The sequence below is a fragment of the Dinghuibacter sp. genome, assembly GCF_035492835.1.
Lineage (GTDB): Bacteria > Bacteroidota > Bacteroidia > Chitinophagales > Chitinophagaceae > Dinghuibacter.
This window is the reverse complement of the sequence record NZ_DATJIY010000160.1, coordinates 15,986-33,976: the sequence shown is the minus strand read 5'-3', so window position 1 is coordinate 33,976 and position 17,991 is coordinate 15,986. Positions and strand designations below refer to the sequence as shown.

Sequence of the window (17,991 nt, the reverse complement as noted above, 5' to 3'; positions counted from 1 at the left end):
AAGGCCGTCGCAAAGAATTGCAACGGCCTAAACCCTATATCCAATGTGCCTTATTAATGAGTTATTACCTGTTCTCATTAGTAAAACGGATAATGGGTTCAAAGACACCATGATTTCGTAACTTTTAACAAGATTTCTGCATTACTTATGATAATCAGCACCTTAAATACTTTGATACTACTGGGCGCTTTCCAGGGGTTTATTATCGGCGCCCTGTTGTGGCGACGGGGAAGGCTGCCTCACCGGTTGTTGGCCTGGCTTATCGGGCTGCCGTCGCTGGCCAGCCTGAACGTATTTCTGAATACACAACACTGGTATGCGGCCCACTACGGGACCTTCGACGCGATGTTCCCGTTCATTATGGCCATGCCCATAGGGCCTTTGTTGTATTTATATATAAAATCGACGCTGGAACCGGGGTTTGTTTTGACCCGTCGTCACCGGCTGTTGTTCCTTCCCGTTTTGGTCGACCTTGTGCCCTACCTGGTCGCCTGGGGTTTTGTCGTGGGTGTTTGGTTCCATTTTTGGCCCAGGCACGGCGGGCGGGTGGGTTTGTTTATCGACACGTACAACGTCTACGCCGATATCCCGCGCTGGCTCAGTCTTGCGGTCTATGTTTACTACAGCGCCCGTTTGTTGCGCGGTAAGCCTGCCGCCTGGCCACGGCAATGCGTGATGGCCTTCGCGGTCTTCCTGGGAATATGGCTGGTATATCTGGTGCCCTACGCCATATTTACCTTCCGCCTGGTGGACGCGCTGAACTGGTATCCCGTATACCTGCCGCTGGTATGCCTGACGTACTGGCTGGGACTGAAGGGTTACCTCGTAGCCTACCCCCGGCAGACGCCTCCCTCCCCCGACGCGGTGGCGCTTTTGACCCGGGTGATGGAAGAGGACAGGCTGTACCTGGACGCCTCGCTGAACCTCGACATGCTGGCCGTCAGGACCGGGCTGGCCCCCAAGACGGTTTCCGCGGTCCTCAACCGGCACCTGCAAAAGAACTTTGCGGAGTTCGTGGGCGAGTATCGGGTCCGCGCGGTCCAGGAAAGAATCACCTCAGGCCGGGACCAACACCTGACCATCGCGGGTATCGCCCAGGAGTGCGGGTTCAATTCGCAGGCTACCTTTCAGCGGCTGTTCAAACAATATACGGGGCAGACGCCTTCAGCATACCGGAAAATTGCTCAAATCCGGAGTTGAGGGGTCCGGGATTTTGGCGGGGAGCCCGGGGGACGGAACTTTACCGATATGAAATCCTGGAGCCCATTCCTCATCGCCTTCTTCGCATGTGGCGCCGCCACGGCACAGGTCGGTCCCCGCCTGGACAGCCTTTTTTCCAGCCGGTACCCGGCGAACGCCCCGGGGGTGGCGGTATTGGTCGCGCAAAAGGGGACGATCCTGTATGAAAAAGCGTTTGGCAGCGCCAGCCTGGAGTTGAAAACGCCCCTGGCGCCATCCATGCTGTTCGACCTGGCTTCGGTCAGCAAACAGTTTACGGCGGTCGCGGTGCTCCAGCTTGTCGAGCAGGGGCGTATCAGGTTGTCCGATTCCATACAGCGATACATCCCGGGATTTCCGCATGCCGTCACCATCGAAAACCTCCTGACCCATACCTCCGGTATACCCGACTATATGCGGCTGCCCACGGACGACCCGTACCGGGAGCGGCGGGACTACACCGTTGCCCAGGTCATCGACACACTCAAAACCAAACCCCTGGAGTTCGAGCCCGGTACCCAATTCAGGTACAGCAACTCGGGTTACTTCCTGCTGGGCTATATCATCGAACGCGTCACCGGGGAGCCCTATCACACCTACCTGGAGAAACATTTGTTCAAGCCGCTGGGGCTTACACATACTTTTTTTAAGCTGCCCAACGAGGTCATCCCCGGGCTCGTCAATGGATACAAGAACGCCTCCGAAAAGGCGGACTTCTGGAGCGCCACGCTACCCTATGCCGCGGGCGGCCTGGTGTCCAATGTCGAGGACCTCTATGCCTGGCAGCGCGGGTTGCCGTCGCTGCTGAAACCGGAAACCCTCCAAAAGGCGTGGACCGGTTCCCGGGGTTACGGGTATGGCTGGTACATAAACGACTCTTCGATCAGCCACGGGGGTGCGATCACGGGTTTTCGTACGAGCGTGGTCTATTACCCACACCGGGACCTCTTTATCGCCGTGTTGTCCAACTGCGAATGCACGAACGCCGATGAGCTGACCGCCGCCGTTTCGGATATAATGCTGGGGAGAGCATATGTCCAGCCGTCTTTTGCATATGCGGGCACCTACACGATGCAGGGGCACGTCATCGTCATCCGCCGCGAAGGCAACCACCTGGTAGCCGACGTCAGGGGACAGGGCGTTTTCCCGCTCTTGTTCAGCACCCCAACGACATTTACGTTACAGGGCGTTACGGACGCGACCGGGGAGTTTGGGGCGGACGGCTTCACCATACATCAACACGGAGATTATTTCTGGAAAAAAACCACGCCATGACACGTATCTTTTTTTTGGGGCTATGCCTCTTTCAAACCGCTACCGCGCAGCTGACGCGGACGCTCGACAGCCTCCTTGAAACTGTGTTCAAGATCGGCTCGATTATTCTTTACGGTGTATAAAGAAGACGGGCAATTGTTCGCCGATCTCTCCAATAAGACCGGTCACCATATGCGGCTCGTCGCCGAAACACCCACGCGCTTTTACCTGCCCGACGTCGTCCGCATCCGCACCACGCTGGAGTTCGTCCCGGGAGGAGTGATCATCACACAAGAGAAGACCTACCACTTTACCAAACGCTAGCAAATAATCCGTATCTTATTCGCCTAAAGCCTGTCAATGAAAGCACCCCTGGGTATCCCCTTGTGGACCATCGTCCTTCCCTTGCTGGCGGCGGCCCTCCTGGGCGCGTCGCCGTTGTTCCATCAGCCCCTGCTGACGTTGATCCCCGGGGCGGTACTGATCGGGACCGTACTTTCCGCCGTACACCACGCGGAGGCGATCGCCCACCGTACCGGGGAGCCCTATGGTACCCTCATCCTGGCGATAGCCGTGACCGTTATCGAGGTCTCTCTCATCCTTTCGCTGATGCTGGCCGGCGGACCCGGATCGGAGACGCTGGCCAGGGACACGGTTTTTGCCGCGGTGATGATCATTTTTACGTTGATCGTCGGGCTTTGCCTGCTGGTGGGCGGCTACCGATTTAAGGAGCAGCGCTTTGGCGTCCTGGGCGCCAACGCCGCGCTGATCGCGCTCACGGCGATCATCGGCCTCACCCTGATCCTGCCGAACTATACGATCACTACGCCCGGGCCCGCCTACAGCCATCCGCAGCTGATCTTTGTCGCCGTCGTATCGCTCATCCTGTATGGCACCTTTGTCTCCGTTCAAACCGTCCGGCACCGGGAGTATTTCCTGACCGACGGGCCGGACGAGGATCACCATGCCCCGCGCGTGGGGAATACCGGTCTCGTCGTAACGTTGCTGTTGCTCCTTGTCGGTTTGACCGCCGTGGTCCTGCTGGCCAAAAAGCTCGCACCGACCATCGAGTCCGGCGTAGTGTCGCTCGGCGCGCCAAAGTCGCTGGTGGGGGTGATCGTGGCCCTCGTCATCCTCCTGCCGGAAGGCCTCGCCGCCGTCAAAGCGGCGCGGAGCGACCGCCTCCAGACCAGCCTCAACCTCGCCCTGGGGTCGGCGCTGGCGAGCATCGGGCTGACCATCCCGGCGGTGGCCGTCGCCTCCCTGGTGACGGGGCTCGACCTGGCGCTGGGGCTACCGCCCAAGGATATGGTGCTGTTGCTGGTGTCTTTGTTTACGCTGGCGTTGTCGCTGGGGACGGGGAGGACGAATATTTTGCAGGGGGTGGTGTTGCTGGTGCTTTTCGCCGTTTACTTGTTTACGAGCATCTTTCCGTGAGCCCGCGGCAACCCAAAAAATAAATTTGCGAAGTCAAATGACTACACATATATTTGTAGCCAAATAGCTTCACAATGAACAACGGAATCAAAATCATCCTCTACCCCGTCAAGGACGTGGTCGAGGCCAAAGCGACCTTCCAACAATTCCTGGGCGTCGAGCCGTATGCGGATCAACCGTATTATGTCGGATTCAAGGTCGGCGGCCAGGATGTCGGGCTGGTCCCCGGCAATCCCGAGAAGGGCATGACGCCCTTTTACGATGTGGCTGACATCAAAGCCAGCTTGCAGGTACTCGTCGACGCCGGCGCGGAAGTCATCCAGGACGTAAAAAATGTCGGCGGCGAAAGACTGATTGCCAGCGTGCGGGACAAAAGCGGTAACCTCATCGGACTCGTTCAAGGATAGGCCATGACAAAGAAAATAATCTATTGGACAGCCACCGTGCTGCTGTGTGCGGGCATGCTGGCCGGCGGACTGGCCCAGCTCTTCAGACAACCGCAAACCGTCGAGGGCATCACGCACCTGGGTTACCCGGTGTATTTTATGGGTATACTGGGTACGTGGAAAATCCTAGGGGTGATCGTGCTGCTGGTCCCCGGTTTTGGGTTGGTGAAAGAATGGGCATACGCCGGCTTCTTCTTTGCCATGACGGGTGCGGTCATATCGCACATCGCCAGCGGGGACGGCTTTGGTCATTTTGCCGCGCCGCTCGTCTTTGTCCTGCTGGCGGCGGTGTCCTGGTACTTCAGACCACTTTCAAGACGATTTTCCCCCGAACGTGCCCCTTCTCACTAGCCTGTTGTGCCTGGGCGGCCTGGTCCAGGTGGAAAACCTGGGCGATGACGGGATGGACCATTCCCTCGTCGATGAGCCGGGCGATCTGTTCGAGCTGTTCGGGATAGGATTGGGCCATGAAACCGATGACCTCGGGGGTTTCGGGTTTGACGGTGGTGACGATCCGGCCCCCGGGCTTCAGCGTTTGCTTCGACCGTTGTTGGACGTCTTCGCCCAGCGTATCCAGGACGAGGTCGACGTCCTTTGCGACATCCTCGAATTTTTGTTGGGTATAGTCGATCACTTCATCTGCGCCTAGATCTTTGACGAAGGTCACGTTATGCGTAGAGGTCGTCGCGACGACCTTTGCCCCGCGCCATTTCGCAAACTGGACCGCGTACACGCCGACGCCCCCTGAGGCGGCATGGATGAGTACGGTCTGACCGGACCGGAGGTGCCCATGGTCGAAGAGTCCCTGCCAGGCGGTCAGTCCGGCCAGGGGAACGGCCGCGGCCTGTACATAGTCCAGGGTGCGGGGACTCCGGCCAACCTGATCGGCCTTTACCGCGACGTATTCCGCGTAGGTCCCATTCCGGGTAGGGTCGGGCCGGCTATACACCCGGTCGCCGAGGTGCAGGTTGCGTACGGCGCTCCCCACTTCCACCACCACCCCCGACACGTCCCAGCCCAGGGTCAGCGGGAAGCCGGTCGGGAATTTCTCTGTGCGCAGCCCCTTGCGGATCTTCCAATCCACGGGGTTTACGCCTGAGGCATATACTTTTATCAGCACCTCGTCGGGGGAGGGCATCGGCCGGGGCGCTTCCTCGAGCTGCAATACTTCCGGGCCCCCGAAGGCATGGATCCTTACGGCTTTCATAATGCGCGTTTTTTTAGGATGCCGCAGGAATCATGCCTATTGCAGCGGCACGCGTACCACGTTCAGCGAATAGGGCCGCATCGCCAGCGTGAGCGTCCGGCCCTTTGGTATAAACGGCATTTCTCCCGGAGCGACCCTTGCGGGTTGATCAAATGAGTTGACCGCGTTCAGGTCGTCGCTTTGGAGGACGGTGAGCGTACCGGGACCGAGGCGTTTTCGCGTATCTACCGTGATGACCCGCGTGGCCTGCGCGCGTGAAGCGTTGACGACCTTGATGATGAGGTCACGCTCATCCAGGCAGGCCGTCGCATACAAACTATCCTGACCCGCCACGGATTGCCCGTCCAGCGTCAGCGGCACAACCGCCTTACCCTTGTTCAGCGAAAACAATTGCTGTACATAGTAGTCCGGCGTCCCGTAAGACTGAAGGCTGTTGACCCAGATCAGGTCGGGCGTCCACTGCCAGGCATCCGCGTTGGCGAAGAGCGGCGCATAGGACGCCATGCTCACGACCGCGGCGTTGCGCTCCAGGCCGGTCATAAAGGCCGCTTCGGAAAGGGCGGTCAGCCAGCAGTTCTGATTGTCGACGCTTACCGTGTGATCGCTTTGCGCCGCGTATTCGCCCGCAAACACGTGGGACGGGCTCCGCGGGTAGTTGTCGTATCTGCGGGCGTTGGCGAAAAACCATTCGGGTTTGCGGTAGTAATGCTCGTCTATCAGGTCCGCGTGCATGGCGCGCAACGTGTCGTTGAGGAAATCGTACCGGTTCCCCTCGGGATCGGTCCCCGAGCTGTTCACCAGCCGTACGTCGGGGTAGCGCGTCTTCAACGCGCGCGTGAACATTTTCAGGCGCTCGATGTATTGCGGCCCCCAGTTTTCGTTCCCGACGCCCATCATGTGCAGGTGGAAGGACGCCGGGTGCCCCATCGACGCCCGCAGCTTCCCCCATGTCGTGGTCGTATCCCCGTTGGCGAATTCCACCAGGTCAAGGGCGTCCTGGATATAGGGAGCGATGTCGTCGATGGGGGCCAGCTCCGCGGAGTTGAACTGGCAGGCCATCCCGCAATTCAGGATGGGCAGGGGCTCCGCGCCTATGTCCTCGGCCAGCTGGAAGTATTCGAAGAAGCCGAGGCCGTGCGTCTGGAAGTAGTCCGGCGTGGGCCGGTGCGCGAATTCGATGTTCCAGCGGTTGATCTCTACCTGACGGTCTTCCACGGGGCCGACCGTTTTTTTCCACTGGTACCGGTTGTCGAGGTTGAAGCCCTCCACGATACAGCCCCCAGGAAACCGGATAAACCCGGGTTTCATATCCGCCAGCCACTGCACCATATCCGAGCGGAGACCGCCCGGCCGGTTTTTCCAGGTATCGCCTGGGAAGAGGGATATCATGTCGAGGTCGATCTGGCCGGCGCCTTCAATGTCGAGCTTCAGGCTTGCCCTTGGTTCGGTTCTGCCGGCGATGAAACTGACGGTATCCTTTTGCCAGCCCATTCCTTCGGGCGACAAACCGGCGCCGCCAAGTGCCTTACCCTGCGGATCGATCAGCGTGACGTGCAGCTTGATGCCGGGCTGCGTCTGCCGGTACATCACCGAAAACGAATACCGCACGTCCTGCTTGATCCCCATCCCGCGGAAGCCTTCGTTCGTCAGCCACAGACCGCCATCGGCGGCGGTGACGCGTATATAGTGCGGGTTCTTCGGGTTGTCGCCTTTTACTACCAGGACCGACCCCTCGGCCAGCCGAGCGCCGCCCGTTTTCCAACCCATCAGGGGCTTGGTGAACTCGAAGGAGCGGTTCTTGACCAGCTCCGCGTAGAGTCCGCCATCCGCGCCGAAATTGATGTCTTCGAAGAAGACACCCCACATCGTGGGTTGTATGGGGGCGATGATATGGTCGGCGTCCACGACCAGGCGTTTTTGCTGGGCATGCGCCGCATTCATGAGCGCTATGTTGGTCAGTGTGAGCAGGCAGGCAATCGCGTTTTTAATTGTCATATTGACAATTTACGCCATTACCCCCGCTTTTGTACCACTCCATCCCGGAAATAAATTTTTGTCGCCGGTGATCTGCAGGTGCCGGTCGGCTACGTCGCTGAATACCGACCGGAAGTCCGTCGTGACCGGCAGGTCCCGGCCGTCCTCCAGGTTCTCCACGCTGAGCGGCCGTACGTCGCCGTGCACGATCCCGCCGGCCGTGTCGTGGCCCAGGATGAAGTTGCAGGAGCCCCGGCCGTGGTCGGTCCCTCCCGTCCCGTTCTGGTGGACGGTCCGGCCGAACTCGGTCATGGTCATGACGGTCACGTCGTCCTGGAACGTCCCCAGGTCGGTCCAGAAGGCCATGATGCTGTCGGAGAGATCGGAGGCGCTCCGCGCAAAAACGCCGTTATTGGTGCCCTGTCCGAAGTGGGTGTCCCAACCGCTGCATTCGGTAAACGCGATTTCCATACCCACATCCATTTTTATCAGCTGCGCGATCTGCTTGAGCGCGTTCCCCAGCGCGGAATTGGGATATTGCGCGCCACCCGCGGGCTTGTAGTTCCGGGTATCGGCCTTTTGCAACAGCTTCATCGCCTCGAAACTTTCCTGGCCCGTGGACTTCAGTAAACCGGGCGCCGTTTGGTCGTACAAGTCCTCGAAGCTTTTGGCGGCGACGTTTGCCGCAGCGGGGTTACCGCGCAGCTGAATGGCGAAGTCCTGGAGGTTGGCGATCGCGATCGCCGGGTTGTCGCCATAAAGCGACCGGGGCATGGCGGACGTCAGGCTGACGGCGGAGAAGGGAGTCATGGCGTCATGCCCGAGGAGCCCCACAGCGCGGTTCAGCCAGCCGCTGGCGGTAGCCTTGTCGAAAGGCGTGCCGGACTCCATATAGTCCTGGGCGTCGAAGTGGGAACGGGTATTGTTGGGAGAGCCTATACCATGTACGACGGCCAGCCGTTTGTCCCGGAAGACCGGCTCGAAGGCCTTGAACGCGGGGTGCAGGCCGAAGCGGCCGTCGAGGTCGATCAGACCGCCGGCGCCCGGGGTCATGAACAGGTTGGGTCTCGCCGCCTGGAGATAGGTATCGGTGAACGGCGTTACCGCCATCAACCCATCCATGGCGCCGCGTTGGAAGATACACACCAGAATCTTCCCCTTTTTGTACAGACGCGTCACCTTTTCGCGCGCGGCAGCCTCCGCGATAAAGGGCGGGATACCGCCCAGGAGACCGATGCCGAAGAGGGCCATGCCCCCGTTTTTCAAAAAAGCTCTTCTCGTGACCATATGTTTGGTTTTACCGTCGTTGATATTCGGGGGAGCCGATGATGACGCCGACCACCTGCTGGAGCATGGCGGGGTTGGGGGCTTCCATGGCCATATCGCCCTGGGCCGCCGCCGCCTGCACTTTTGTCGCCAGTGAGGGGTCGCTCAACATCGGCGAGAGCCGTCTCACCGTCTCGTCGATCTGTCGTTCCGGCATCAGGAGGTGCGCGTAGGTCACGAGCGCCGCCTGCGCGCTTTCCGGCTCGTGGTGATCGTTCAGCGCCACCAGGTCCACGTGCACACCGGGAACGCGCCCGGAGGCGATGGCCAGACCGAAATTCATCCGGTTCAGGAGCGAACCGGTATTGATCCAGTACTGACCCTTGTCCGGGAAACCGGTGGGCGCCACATAGGAATACAGACGCTCGCCCATCCTCGATACCCAGCTATATACCTGGAACGGCTGGTCGATCGTCGCGTGGAGGCTGCGGATCGAGCTGATGGCCAGCTCGAAGGGCGACTTGATCTTTTCGCGCACGGCTTCCGGCGACCAGAATTCGGACGAGGACACCATCGTCAGGAGTACTTCCTTTATGTCGCCGTCCTTGTCCAGGAACGTCTTGGCCATCCGTTTGACGAGGCTCTCGGGCGGCGTGTCGGACACGAAGCGGACCGCCAGCTCCTTACAGATAAAGTGCGCCGTGGAGGGATGGTGGGCCAGCATCGATAGCAACCGGACGCCTTCATCGTAACCCCCGTCGGGGCCAAAGGTCTGGCCCAATACTTTTTTCCCGCCGTTGTCGTGCCGGTTGGGGATGAATACGAAGTCGCCGTCATGGACAAAACCCTTGCGCGCCAGTTGATCCGGCGACATGGCCTCGAGCCGTTGCACCAGCGGGTTCTCTTCCTTGCCCATGGGGAACACCGTCCAGCCGGTAAGGACGCGTGCCGCCTGGGTGACGTCGGTCTGGGTATAGCCTCCGTCCACGCCCAGGGTGTGCAGTTCCATGACTTCCCGTGCGTAGTTTTCGTTGATACCGCCCGTGCGCTTGCGTGGCTTGGTGGTATCCGCGTTCCGGGGCCGGGGCTGGTCCATCGGCGCGGTACTGCTGAAGTTATCGAGATAAAACAACATGGCGGGGGATTTCGCCGTGGCCAGTAAAAGGTCGCTGAATTTCCCCAAAGCATTCGGACGGATCACGTCCCTCTCGTAGCCCGGTATGAACTCGGCGCAATCGCCCTTGGTCACCGACACATTGAAGTGATTGAACCAGAAATCGGTCATCACCTCCTGGAGTTGATTACCGGTATAGGCGGCGCGTAACACTTTCTGGCAATAAAATTGCCGGTATAATTCCTGCAAGGGCTTATATCCCTTTTCCTGCATATAGTCTTTGAGGGCGCCCTGGTAGGACTTCGGGTCGTTCTTTGCCGAGTCGGCATTGATGACCCCATCCTTGATCGCCATCCTGAGCACTTCGCCCTGGCGCGGGAACGTCTGGCGTACCTGGGCGTTGGTCAACCCTATCGCATCATAACCGCTCAACAACCGGTTGAGGGAATCGTCCGGCAATGCCGCCTCCAATTGCTTTGAAAACCAACGCTCCAGGCCCATGTGAACGACTTCGTCGACCTGCCCGGGGGTAGCCCCATAGGTAAACCGGCTGAGCAGGTGCGCCGCCGCCTGTCTCTCGGTGAGACCGGCCTGTTTGTAGGGAAAACGAGGTGTTTTGCGCCCAAACGCGCACAAAATAACCACCAGCACTAGTAATTGTACGGAGCGTTGCATACTTTGTTTTGACCTTTTTTCAACACAAAAGTTTAATACCATGACTACCCAACAAATCGCCGATCGCCTCGTCGCCCTTTGCAAAGAAGGCAAGTGGGAACAGGCCCACAAGGAGTTATACGCCGCCGACTGTGTCAGCATCGAACCCGAGGCTTCCCCGGGTTTCGAAAAGGAAGTCAAAGGCATGGCCGCTATCGACAAAAAAGGTAAGGACTTCGATGCTATGGTGGAGGCTACCCACGGTATCACCACGTCGCAGCCCCTGGTCACCGGCAACACCATCGCCTTTGTGCTCGACATGGACATGACCATGAAGGGACGCCCCCGGAGCAAAATGGCCGAGCTTTGCGTCTATACGGTCAAGGATGGCAAGATCGCGGCGGAGCAATTCTTTATGTAAGCCGTCGCCTCCTGCGCGATATACATCCGCCAGAGGATGATCAGCATCACGGAGCTCCCCACGCCCAGCAGGAATATCAGGGACAGCTGGAGCCGGGCGTGTCGTGGGCTACGCGTCGTTTTGCCCCTGTACAACAGGTATGCCCATACCAGGAATGAGCTATAATAGGCGGTGGCCAGGCTATAGTACACGTAGAAGTATACCGGCCCCATGTTGCCGCTGTTTTGTTCATAGTCCTTATTAAAATGGAGCAGGCACGCCAGCCCGAATATCCCAAGCAGGAAGAAATAGGCCACCAGGACCCCGGAGAACATTTTGACGTATTTCGGCATAGCAAAAGTTAGCCTAAGTTACGGAAAAAGTGCGCGCCGGCGATGGCACAGGCCGGTTGTTTGGGCGCGCCATGCCGTTGGCCGGCGCGCCCCATTATAGTTCATTATTCGCTTTACAGCGCCGGGTTAGCCGCATAATCCGCCCAGAGCTCGTCCACGCTCTTGCCGGTCAATTGTTTCCAGGTGTTGTCGGTATATGTCCTGGTACGCATGGCGTTATCCAGGGCCTTCACCACGCCGGCGTGCCCGTGTCCTTCCAGCCACGCCAGGAAACGCGCGGTGACGCGATACGCCTGTGTATAGCTTTGGGTGGGTTTGTAATCCGGCAGCTTCCAGCCCGCGCCCGCGTTGTCCACGCCCATATCATAGCGAACGTAGTCCGCGATCCCTTCGGTGATCCAACCCGGCCCGCTGTGGTGCGGATAGGCCTGCACGATGTGCATCACCTCGTGCGTCACGACGTCTATATCCCCGGGGTGCTTCCTGAACCACTCGGGATTAAAGCTGGTCACGTTGTTGCCGGTGGCGGCCACGCCCTTGTAGCTGGTGTCGATGACAAAAGTGACCTTCCGGGCGGTGTTCAGATTATAGGCGGCCGCCTCTTTCGGGTACACCGTAAAAAAAGTGCTGATCAGGCGTTCCTTGACGGCCGGATCGAAACCGTCGTCCTGGTTGATAAAGATCAGCGTGTAACCGTTTTGGGTGAGCGAGTCCCGTGTTTCTGCTTTTGCCGCGGCTGTGAGCAGGCATGCCATTACCATCAATTTGTACTTCATGTTTCTTGGTTGTTTCTTATTTATGGGTCTAATGGATCGATTCCATCCATTTGCAGGGAATTGACCTCGATTTTGTACGAAAGGCTGAAAGGGTCTTCCTGTTTGACGTCCGTAAACGGGACGTATCCCATCTCGAATTTGCAGCGGCCCGCAAAAAAGGGCGCGAGGATATACGCCGCCTGTCCGGCGGTGGATACGCAAAGGACGCGCTTGTCCGACGGGAAACCCTGGCGGAGCATGATCCGGTTGGCGTTCCGGATGTTGGTCGTGGTATGACGGGCGTGTGGCTCCAGGATCACGGCTTCGTCGGGGATACCGAGCGTATGCACCAGGTAGTCTTTCATTTCCACCGCTTCGCAATACGGCGTTTGGAACGGGTGGACAAATCCGCCGGAAACGATGATAAAGGGCGCTTTGCCGGCGCGATAGGCCTCCTCACCCAGCTGGCAGCGGTATTTCCCCACGGGGCTCATCGCCCAGTCGTTCTCGGGTCCCTCGCCCGGAAGCACGATGGCGGAGTAGGGAAAGCGCGCCCAATCGGTTTTGCCGGCCTTCGCGTAGGCCTCACGGTTGGTCGAATCCAACGGCTCGAACCGGCCCGCTTCGTCCCGGTTGTTGATAAAGAGTATGTCCAGCGCCAGCTCCAAACCCGGCTGGAAAAAAACCGTCACCCGGTCCATATGATGCCAAAGAATCATCAGCGTTTCGCCCAACGCTTCGGTCGTCACCTGGCTCGAAGGCGCAAAGGTGGCGGAGTCAATGCCCGCGTAGCGAAAACCCTTGTTGGTCGTATAATTCATGATGACGCGGTTTAGCCAGCGCGCAGCGTCTTCCCAGGCGGTGCGCAGCAGCGCAGTATCCGGCAGGCCCGCATAGCGTATCCAATAGCCGGAGCGCCGCATCTCACGGGCCAGATCCTTCAGGTCCAGTCTTTGTAATGCGCTGTCTACCTTTCCGATTTCCTCCGGCGTCCAGGTGAATTTTTGCACCGCCACCTGCGGCGTTGTGGTATGCTTGCCTGTCGCCTGACTCACCAGGTTTTGGCGCTCTGTCAGCAGTTCCTGCAACGCCGGGTCTTTTTGCAGCGTTTGCCGCACGGCGGGCTGCTCCATGAGCGTGAACAGGTAAAAATCCTTGTCTTGTATCCAGGAGCCGCTGCTGGTGGGTTTATACTGCCGGTCCCATTGGGCAACGGATGGGAGGGTCGTCATCGCCAGCAGAAAGCTGACCAGGAATATGCGCATTAATCCGATTTGATGGGTGCTAAAGATGGTTTGGCGCTAAGATCGCAAAACTGGCTTACTTTGCAAAAAAAGTGGAATGGCTACAGACATCAAATGCCCGAATTGTGGTCACCGGTTTCCGATGGAAGAGGCTGTATCAGAAGAATTCAAGAACGATCTGCGCGAGCAGATGACGAAATATAAGAAGCAGCGGGACGACGAGTTCGCGCGGAAGGAAGTGGAGCTCCAAAAACAGGCCCGTGATAAGGAGGCAGGACTGGCCCGGGAGGCGCGTGAACGCGAAGCCCTGCTGGCCCGGCAAGCGCAGGAGGAACGCGAGCAGCTCCGCCGCACCATTTCCTCGGATTTCGAAAATCAGTTGCGGCTGTTACAGGAGGCCAACCGCGACGGCGAAGAAAAGTTAAAGGAAGCCCGCCGGAAGGAGCTCGAATTCCTCCAAAAGGTCCAGGACCTCCATACCAAGGAACAGGAGCTCGACCTCACGCTCCAGCGCCGCCTGACCGAAGAACGCGCCACCTTAAGCGAAAAGATACGCAAAGAAGAAGCCGAGCGCGCGACCAACGACTACCAGTTGCGCACACGGGAGCTCGAAAAACAACTCGACGATCAAAAGAAGCTCGTCGAAGAAATGCGCCGCAAGGCCGAACAGGGCTCCATGCAGCTCCAGGGCGAGGTCCAGGAGCTGGCCCTCGAGGAAATGCTGCGCTCGGCCTTCCCCTTCGACCTCGTCGAAGAAGTGGGCAAGGGCATTCGCGGCGCCGATTGTATCCAAACCATCCGCAACAGCTTTGGCCAGGTCTGCGGCAAGATCATCTACGAGAGCAAGCGCACTAAGGAATTCTCCCGCGACTGGCCCGAAAAGCTCAAGGCAGACATGCGCCACCTCGGCGCTGACCTTGCCGTCCTCGTCACTCAAACCATGCCCCGCGACATGGAACGTTTTGGCGAGCGCGACGGCATCTGGATCTGCACCTTTTCCGAGGTCCGCGCGCTGGCCCACGTCCTCCGCGACGGCGTCGTCCGCATCTACGCTGCCGGCCGCTCCTCCGAAAACCAGGGGGAAAAGATGATCATGCTGTACCGCTACCTCACCTCCAACGAATTCGCCGAGCAATGGAAGGCCGTCCGCGAGGGCTTCATGGCCATGAAGCTATCCATCCAACGCGAACGCGACGCGATGGAGAAGCTGTGGAAGGCGCGGGAAAAGCAACTCGAAAAGGTACTGCTCAACACTGCCCATATCAAGGGGTCCATCGAGGGGATCGCGGGGTCGGATTCCGTGGACTTGCGCCTCACGGACGACGAGGAGTCCGACGAGTCGGACCTGCTCCTGAATTAACGCTGTTGCCGCGCCGCCCGTGGACAGCCGCTGCCGCGCGTTCATGGCTCGGTAATCAGGTGGACCAGCGCCATGTCCTCCCATGTCTTGTATTGCATAGGGAGCGGGCGCGGCGGTGTCTCCTTGGTGAAACAGCACGTGAGCGCGCCTTCGGCGTGGAGCGCGAAGGGCTCCAGGGGCATGTCGCGGATGAAGTCCATTTCGCCGATGCCATACCATTTGTAGACGGCTTCCTTGGCGCCCCAGCATACGATGGCCTGGCGGAGGGGCGCGGCGGGGTCGAGGAAGGATTGTTCCTCGGGGCTGAGGAATTTATGGAGGATGCGTTCGACGCGGGGGGTGAAGGCTTCGATGTCGATGCCCACGCGGTAGCGGCGGCTCACGAGCGCGGCGGCATAGTTGCCGCAGTGCGAAATGGAAAAATGGAAGGAGGCACCGGGAATATAGGGTTTACGGGTATCGGCGATGAGGATGTCCTTGTAGGGAAAGTCCGGGAAGAGATAACGGAGGAGAAAACGGCCGGCCAGGTGCTGGAGGCGTTTGTGGGGGTGAGAGATTTCCCGCTGGAGGGGGACTTTTTCCAGGAAGAAGTCGGCGGGCTCCGTAATGTGCCAAACCCCCAGGCGTGTATATTCGTTTATTTCTTGTTGGAAAAAAAGTCCCATCTTCGCACACCAAATATTCAGCAATTTACGCTAATGATACTGTCCGACAAGCGCATCCTGGAAGAAATGGAGAAAGGCACGATCAAGATCGAACCTTTCCTGCCCGACTGTCTCGGCAGCAATTCGTATGACGTACACCTCGGCAAGCACCTGGCCAAATATATCGACAATACGCTCGACGCCCGCCGGCACAATACCATTGCGCACTTCGACATACCGGAGGAAGGCATCGTGCTGCATCCGAATGAATTCTATCTCGGTGTGACGCAGGAATATACCGAGACGCACGCGCACGTGCCTTTCCTGGAAGGGAAGTCCTCGACCGGGCGCCTCGGCATCGACATCCACGCGACCGCGGGCAAGGGCGACGTCGGTTTTTGCGGGCACTGGACGCTGGAGATCTCGGTCAAGCAACCGGTGCGCGTATACGCGGGCATGCCCGTCGGGCAGCTGATCTACTTCCCCGTCGACGGCGAAGTGGCGGTCAAGTATAACCGCAAGGCCGGCGCCAAATACAGCGGGCAGCCGGACCGGCCGGTGGAAAGCATGATGTGGAAGAACAAATTCTAAGGACGGCGCCGCGCGCCGGGGCTACAACCGCCCGTACTTGCTCCAGTAGGCGATGAGCCACCCCGTTACCTCGTTGTAGCTCTCTATCCCGTGCGGCTGTTTGTGCGCCTTCAGGTACCCGTCATACATCTTATTCAGCAACGGTTCTATGGGGTTTCGGTGCTTCCGGTAAAAAACCGCCAGGGTATGGTAGTCGGCGCGCACGAGCGTGTCCAGCGACCGGTAGCGTTGTCTGGCGGCCGCGGAGTCCCGGTAGAACAATTCATGGTCGGCGTAGTTGAAGAGGTCGAAATAGGCCGAATACCGGAACCAGGGGTCGCCCGAATGGACAGCGGCCAGGTAGCCGACGAAGTTGGCCTCGCTTTCGCTGGCATAACCCAGCTGGTGGGCCATCTCGTGGCAGCTGGTATAGGGCAGGGTAAAGGCGGGCACCGTACAGTTGACCTGCGCCTCCCCGGTAAACGGGTTATAGTATCCCAGGAAACCCAGGTAGTTCCCCCATTCCCCATACAGCGAGGGCTTCACCGAAGCATGCCGGTAATATATACAGCTCAGCGCGGTGTCCCTCCGGAGGTCCCCGTAGGCCTCCCGCGCGCCCTGTAGTATGTCGGATGGCGCCGGCAGCGGTTGCACGCACGCCAACCGTTCCCGGTTGACACGGACCAGCAGTGAATCGACCAGGTTCTCCAGCGTCGCCTTGTCGTAGGGCCGCGGCTGCAAACCCAGCTGGTACGCTATCCCCAGCCGGTTATAGTTGAGCGCCCAGGCCAGGTTGAAGATCAATACGATCAGGAGGAAGCCTTCCACCAGGCGCCTCCCCCACCCCAGCCACTGGCGCCAGTCCCACCGGCGGCGCGTCAGCCGGAGGATCGCGGCGATCAAACCGGTCAGGAGGAAAACACCGGCGGCAAAATACAGGACGTCCCCCGCGCTAAAAGGTATCCACCCGAACAGTATCCGGAGCAAGGCCGCCAGGTGCGGGTATGCGCCGGTGCTATAAGCCCATTCCACCGCCCCGGGGTACACGCCAAACCAGGCCACGAGCAGGGATAACACCACCAGGATCAAAAGCCTTTTATATTTTGCGACAGCCAATCTTGCCATAGGATTAAAAGTAAGATGATCGCGGCATTTCCCGAGAGGCTGTCGGGGTCTATTCATTCCCAATATGTTAGAAATTAGGGTACCCCACCCCCGCGCGCCCGTGGACTCCTACGCCAATAATCCGTAACTTTGGACACAGCCGCATTTCCAGAAGAAAAATTCGGCGATTCCCCCGTTTTTCTCTACCTTTGCAAACCTTTTAAAAACTTCCGATGACTAGTCGCCGGGCTTTTGAAATCGCTTTCGTTGGTTTGAAACCGGGCTTGCATGAGTACCGGTATGAGATCGACGACACGTTTTTCGAGGAATTCGGGAAGGTGGACTTTAAAGGCGTAAAGGCGGAAGTTAAGTTGACCCTGGACAAAAAGGCGTCCTTTTTGATCCTTAAGTTCGAGGTCGGCGGGAAGGTGGATGTATCGTGCGACCGTTGCGGGAACGACTTACCGCTGGACCTCTGGGATGAATTCAACATCCTGGTCAAGATGGTGGACAATCCGGACGAGATGAACGACACGGAATCCGACCCCGATGTTTTTTATATATCCAGGACCGAAAGCCATATCGACGTCAAGGGCTGGATATACGAGTTCATCTCCCTGAGCGTGCCCATGCAACGCATGTGCGCCGAGAACGAGATTGGCGGCCCGTACTGTAACAAGGAGGTGCTGGCCCGGTTGGCGGGAATGAATCCTTCGGGGGACGAAAACAAAAAAACGAGCAATTCCCTGTGGAAGGGATTAGATAAATTTAAAAACAAGTAAGATGCCCAATCCTAAACGCAGACACTCGCAACAACGCAGCGCCAAGAGAAGGACCCACTATACGGCTGAAACCGTTACCCTGAGCAAGGACGCCACCACCGGTGAACTGCATCCCCGCCACCGCGCCCACACCAGCGAAGGCAAGTTGTACTACAAAGGCAAACTGGTCGCAGAAAAGGCTCCCCTCAAGGCATAACTTTTACCGCTGC

At 58.7% G+C, this 17,991-nt stretch carries 21 protein-coding genes; 12 read left to right on the top strand and 9 right to left on the bottom strand.

Going from position 1 to position 17,991, the window contains the following annotated elements; translation table 11 throughout:
• Nucleotides 1–171 precede the first annotated feature (171 nt).
• From VL547_RS14820 to VL547_RS14790, 7 genes are all read left to right on the top strand, one after another.
• Entirely contained in the window at nucleotides 172–1,200 is a 1,029-nt protein-coding gene (locus VL547_RS14820) for an AraC family transcriptional regulator (RefSeq protein ID WP_325579134.1), read from the top strand.
• Nucleotides 1,201–1,248: 48 nt separating this feature from the next.
• Entirely contained in the window at nucleotides 1,249–2,493 is a 1,245-nt protein-coding gene (locus tag VL547_RS14815) for a serine hydrolase domain-containing protein (protein WP_325579132.1), read from the top strand.
• Nucleotides 2,490–2,615 carry a hypothetical protein gene (locus tag VL547_RS14810; protein WP_325579130.1) on the top strand — a complete coding sequence of 42 codons (126 nt, stop codon included), beginning with the start codon at nucleotides 2,490–2,492 and terminating at the stop codon, nucleotides 2,613–2,615. The genes VL547_RS14815 and VL547_RS14810 overlap by 4 nt, the downstream gene beginning before the upstream one ends.
• Nucleotides 2,608–2,796: a hypothetical protein gene (locus tag VL547_RS14805; protein ID WP_325579128.1), complete on the top strand. Its 189-nt coding sequence runs from the start codon at nucleotides 2,608–2,610 to the stop codon at nucleotides 2,794–2,796. Before VL547_RS14810 ends, VL547_RS14805 begins: the two co-directional genes overlap by 8 nt.
• A gap of 36 nt (nucleotides 2,797–2,832) precedes the next feature.
• On the top strand, nucleotides 2,833–3,909 hold the full coding sequence (locus VL547_RS14800) for an ionic transporter y4hA (protein WP_325579126.1): 1,077 nt from the start codon (nucleotides 2,833–2,835) through the stop codon (nucleotides 3,907–3,909).
• A 74-nt stretch (nucleotides 3,910–3,983) separates the two neighbouring features.
• The gene (locus VL547_RS14795) at nucleotides 3,984–4,316 is read left to right on the top strand and encodes a VOC family protein (RefSeq protein ID WP_325579124.1); all 333 of its coding nucleotides are present in this window, start codon (nucleotides 3,984–3,986) and stop codon (nucleotides 4,314–4,316) included.
• Between the two features lie 3 nt (nucleotides 4,317–4,319).
• Entirely contained in the window at nucleotides 4,320–4,706 is a 387-nt protein-coding gene (locus VL547_RS14790; RefSeq protein ID WP_325579122.1) for a DoxX family protein, read from the top strand.
• Here the strand turns inward: VL547_RS14790 and VL547_RS14785 are convergent.
• Genes VL547_RS14785 through VL547_RS14770 form a run of 4 tightly spaced genes read right to left on the bottom strand, consistent with a single transcriptional unit; the run spans nucleotide 4,657 to nucleotide 10,591 of the window.
• Nucleotides 4,657–5,562, bottom strand: a complete 906-nt coding sequence (locus VL547_RS14785) for an NADP-dependent oxidoreductase (protein ID WP_325579120.1) — start codon at nucleotides 5,560–5,562, stop codon at nucleotides 4,657–4,659. The two genes, VL547_RS14790 and VL547_RS14785, sit on opposite strands and share 50 nt — an antisense overlap.
• A gap of 36 nt (nucleotides 5,563–5,598) precedes the next feature.
• On the bottom strand, nucleotides 5,599–7,557 hold the full coding sequence (locus VL547_RS14780) for an alpha-L-arabinofuranosidase C-terminal domain-containing protein (RefSeq protein ID WP_325579118.1): 1,959 nt from the start codon (nucleotides 7,555–7,557) through the stop codon (nucleotides 5,599–5,601).
• A gap of 9 nt (nucleotides 7,558–7,566) precedes the next feature.
• Nucleotides 7,567–8,823 carry a DUF1501 domain-containing protein gene (locus tag VL547_RS14775; RefSeq protein ID WP_325579116.1) on the bottom strand — a complete coding sequence of 419 codons (1,257 nt, stop codon included), beginning with the start codon at nucleotides 8,821–8,823 and terminating at the stop codon, nucleotides 7,567–7,569.
• A 10-nt stretch (nucleotides 8,824–8,833) separates the two neighbouring features.
• Nucleotides 8,834–10,591: a DUF1800 domain-containing protein gene (locus VL547_RS14770; protein ID WP_325579114.1), complete on the bottom strand. Its 1,758-nt coding sequence runs from the start codon at nucleotides 10,589–10,591 to the stop codon at nucleotides 8,834–8,836.
• Nucleotides 10,592–10,631: 40 nt separating this feature from the next.
• Here VL547_RS14770 and VL547_RS14765 point away from each other — a divergent pair, with 40 nt between their 5' ends.
• Nucleotides 10,632–10,991, top strand: a complete 360-nt coding sequence (locus tag VL547_RS14765) for a nuclear transport factor 2 family protein (protein ID WP_325579112.1) — start codon at nucleotides 10,632–10,634, stop codon at nucleotides 10,989–10,991.
• Here VL547_RS14765 and VL547_RS14760 read toward each other — a convergent pair.
• From VL547_RS14760 to VL547_RS14750, 3 genes are all read right to left on the bottom strand, one after another.
• Nucleotides 10,943–11,323 carry a hypothetical protein gene (locus VL547_RS14760; RefSeq protein WP_325579110.1) on the bottom strand — a complete coding sequence of 127 codons (381 nt, stop codon included), beginning with the start codon at nucleotides 11,321–11,323 and terminating at the stop codon, nucleotides 10,943–10,945. The two genes, VL547_RS14765 and VL547_RS14760, sit on opposite strands and share 49 nt — an antisense overlap.
• A 113-nt stretch (nucleotides 11,324–11,436) precedes the next feature.
• Nucleotides 11,437–12,099: a basic secretory protein-like protein gene (locus VL547_RS14755; RefSeq protein ID WP_325579108.1), complete on the bottom strand. Its 663-nt coding sequence runs from the start codon at nucleotides 12,097–12,099 to the stop codon at nucleotides 11,437–11,439.
• A 20-nt stretch (nucleotides 12,100–12,119) separates the two neighbouring features.
• Nucleotides 12,120–13,343 carry a YdcF family protein gene (locus VL547_RS14750; protein WP_325579106.1) on the bottom strand — a complete coding sequence of 408 codons (1,224 nt, stop codon included), beginning with the start codon at nucleotides 13,341–13,343 and terminating at the stop codon, nucleotides 12,120–12,122.
• Nucleotides 13,344–13,419: 76 nt separating this feature from the next.
• On the opposite strand from VL547_RS14750, the gene VL547_RS14745 reads away from it, so the two are divergent.
• Nucleotides 13,420–14,682: a DUF2130 domain-containing protein gene (locus tag VL547_RS14745; RefSeq protein WP_325579104.1), complete on the top strand. Its 1,263-nt coding sequence runs from the start codon at nucleotides 13,420–13,422 to the stop codon at nucleotides 14,680–14,682.
• Between the two features lie 41 nt (nucleotides 14,683–14,723).
• Here the strand turns inward: VL547_RS14745 and VL547_RS14740 are convergent, their stop codons facing one another.
• Nucleotides 14,724–15,347, bottom strand: a complete 624-nt coding sequence (locus VL547_RS14740; protein ID WP_325579102.1) for a 4'-phosphopantetheinyl transferase family protein — start codon at nucleotides 15,345–15,347, stop codon at nucleotides 14,724–14,726.
• 33 nt (nucleotides 15,348–15,380) lie between these two features.
• On the opposite strand from VL547_RS14740, the gene dcd reads away from it, so the two are divergent.
• Nucleotides 15,381–15,917 carry a dCTP deaminase gene (gene dcd / locus VL547_RS14735; RefSeq protein WP_325579100.1) on the top strand — a complete coding sequence of 179 codons (537 nt, stop codon included), beginning with the start codon at nucleotides 15,381–15,383 and terminating at the stop codon, nucleotides 15,915–15,917.
• Nucleotides 15,918–15,938: 21 nt separating this feature from the next.
• Here the strand turns inward: dcd and VL547_RS14730 are convergent, their stop codons facing one another.
• Nucleotides 15,939–17,021 carry a DUF3810 domain-containing protein gene (locus VL547_RS14730; protein WP_325579098.1) on the bottom strand — a complete coding sequence of 361 codons (1,083 nt, stop codon included), beginning with the start codon at nucleotides 17,019–17,021 and terminating at the stop codon, nucleotides 15,939–15,941.
• 212 nt (nucleotides 17,022–17,233) lie between these two features.
• Here VL547_RS14730 and VL547_RS14725 point away from each other — a divergent pair, with 212 nt between their 5' ends.
• Both VL547_RS14725 and rpmF read left to right on the top strand, forming a co-directional pair.
• Entirely contained in the window at nucleotides 17,234–17,782 is a 549-nt protein-coding gene (locus VL547_RS14725; RefSeq protein WP_325579096.1) for a DUF177 domain-containing protein, read from the top strand.
• A gap of 1 nt (nucleotide 17,783) precedes the next feature.
• A complete protein-coding gene (gene rpmF / locus VL547_RS14720) occupies nucleotides 17,784–17,978 on the top strand; it encodes a 50S ribosomal protein L32 (protein WP_325579094.1) in 195 nt (64 codons plus the stop codon).
• Nucleotides 17,979–17,991 lie beyond the last annotated feature (13 nt).

Coding starts and splice junctions, on each gene's coding strand:
- VL547_RS14740 (WP_325579102.1), bottom strand. CDS start 15,347: ATGGGACTTTTTTTCCAACAAGAAATAAACGAATATACACGCCTGGGG.
- VL547_RS14765 (WP_325579112.1), top strand. CDS start 10,632: ATGACTACCCAACAAATCGCCGATCGCCTCGTCGCCCTTTGCAAAGAA.
- VL547_RS14815 (WP_325579132.1), top strand. CDS start 1,249: ATGAAATCCTGGAGCCCATTCCTCATCGCCTTCTTCGCATGTGGCGCC.
- VL547_RS14725 (WP_325579096.1), top strand. CDS start 17,234: ATGACTAGTCGCCGGGCTTTTGAAATCGCTTTCGTTGGTTTGAAACCG.
- VL547_RS14785 (WP_325579120.1), bottom strand. CDS start 5,562: ATGAAAGCCGTAAGGATCCATGCCTTCGGGGGCCCGGAAGTATTGCAG.
- VL547_RS14810 (WP_325579130.1), top strand. CDS start 2,490: ATGACACGTATCTTTTTTTTGGGGCTATGCCTCTTTCAAACCGCTACC.
- VL547_RS14790 (WP_325579122.1), top strand. CDS start 4,320: ATGACAAAGAAAATAATCTATTGGACAGCCACCGTGCTGCTGTGTGCG.
- VL547_RS14795 (WP_325579124.1), top strand. CDS start 3,984: ATGAACAACGGAATCAAAATCATCCTCTACCCCGTCAAGGACGTGGTC.
- VL547_RS14770 (WP_325579114.1), bottom strand. CDS start 10,591: ATGCAACGCTCCGTACAATTACTAGTGCTGGTGGTTATTTTGTGCGCG.
- VL547_RS14760 (WP_325579110.1), bottom strand. CDS start 11,323: ATGCCGAAATACGTCAAAATGTTCTCCGGGGTCCTGGTGGCCTATTTC.
- VL547_RS14780 (WP_325579118.1), bottom strand. CDS start 7,557: ATGACAATTAAAAACGCGATTGCCTGCCTGCTCACACTGACCAACATA.
- VL547_RS14750 (WP_325579106.1), bottom strand. CDS start 13,343: ATGCGCATATTCCTGGTCAGCTTTCTGCTGGCGATGACGACCCTCCCA.
- rpmF (WP_325579094.1), top strand. CDS start 17,784: ATGCCCAATCCTAAACGCAGACACTCGCAACAACGCAGCGCCAAGAGA.
- VL547_RS14755 (WP_325579108.1), bottom strand. CDS start 12,099: ATGAAGTACAAATTGATGGTAATGGCATGCCTGCTCACAGCCGCGGCA.
- VL547_RS14800 (WP_325579126.1), top strand. CDS start 2,833: ATGAAAGCACCCCTGGGTATCCCCTTGTGGACCATCGTCCTTCCCTTG.
- VL547_RS14775 (WP_325579116.1), bottom strand. CDS start 8,823: ATGGTCACGAGAAGAGCTTTTTTGAAAAACGGGGGCATGGCCCTCTTC.
- dcd (WP_325579100.1), top strand. CDS start 15,381: ATGATACTGTCCGACAAGCGCATCCTGGAAGAAATGGAGAAAGGCACG.
- VL547_RS14730 (WP_325579098.1), bottom strand. CDS start 17,021: ATGGCAAGATTGGCTGTCGCAAAATATAAAAGGCTTTTGATCCTGGTG.
- VL547_RS14745 (WP_325579104.1), top strand. CDS start 13,420: ATGGCTACAGACATCAAATGCCCGAATTGTGGTCACCGGTTTCCGATG.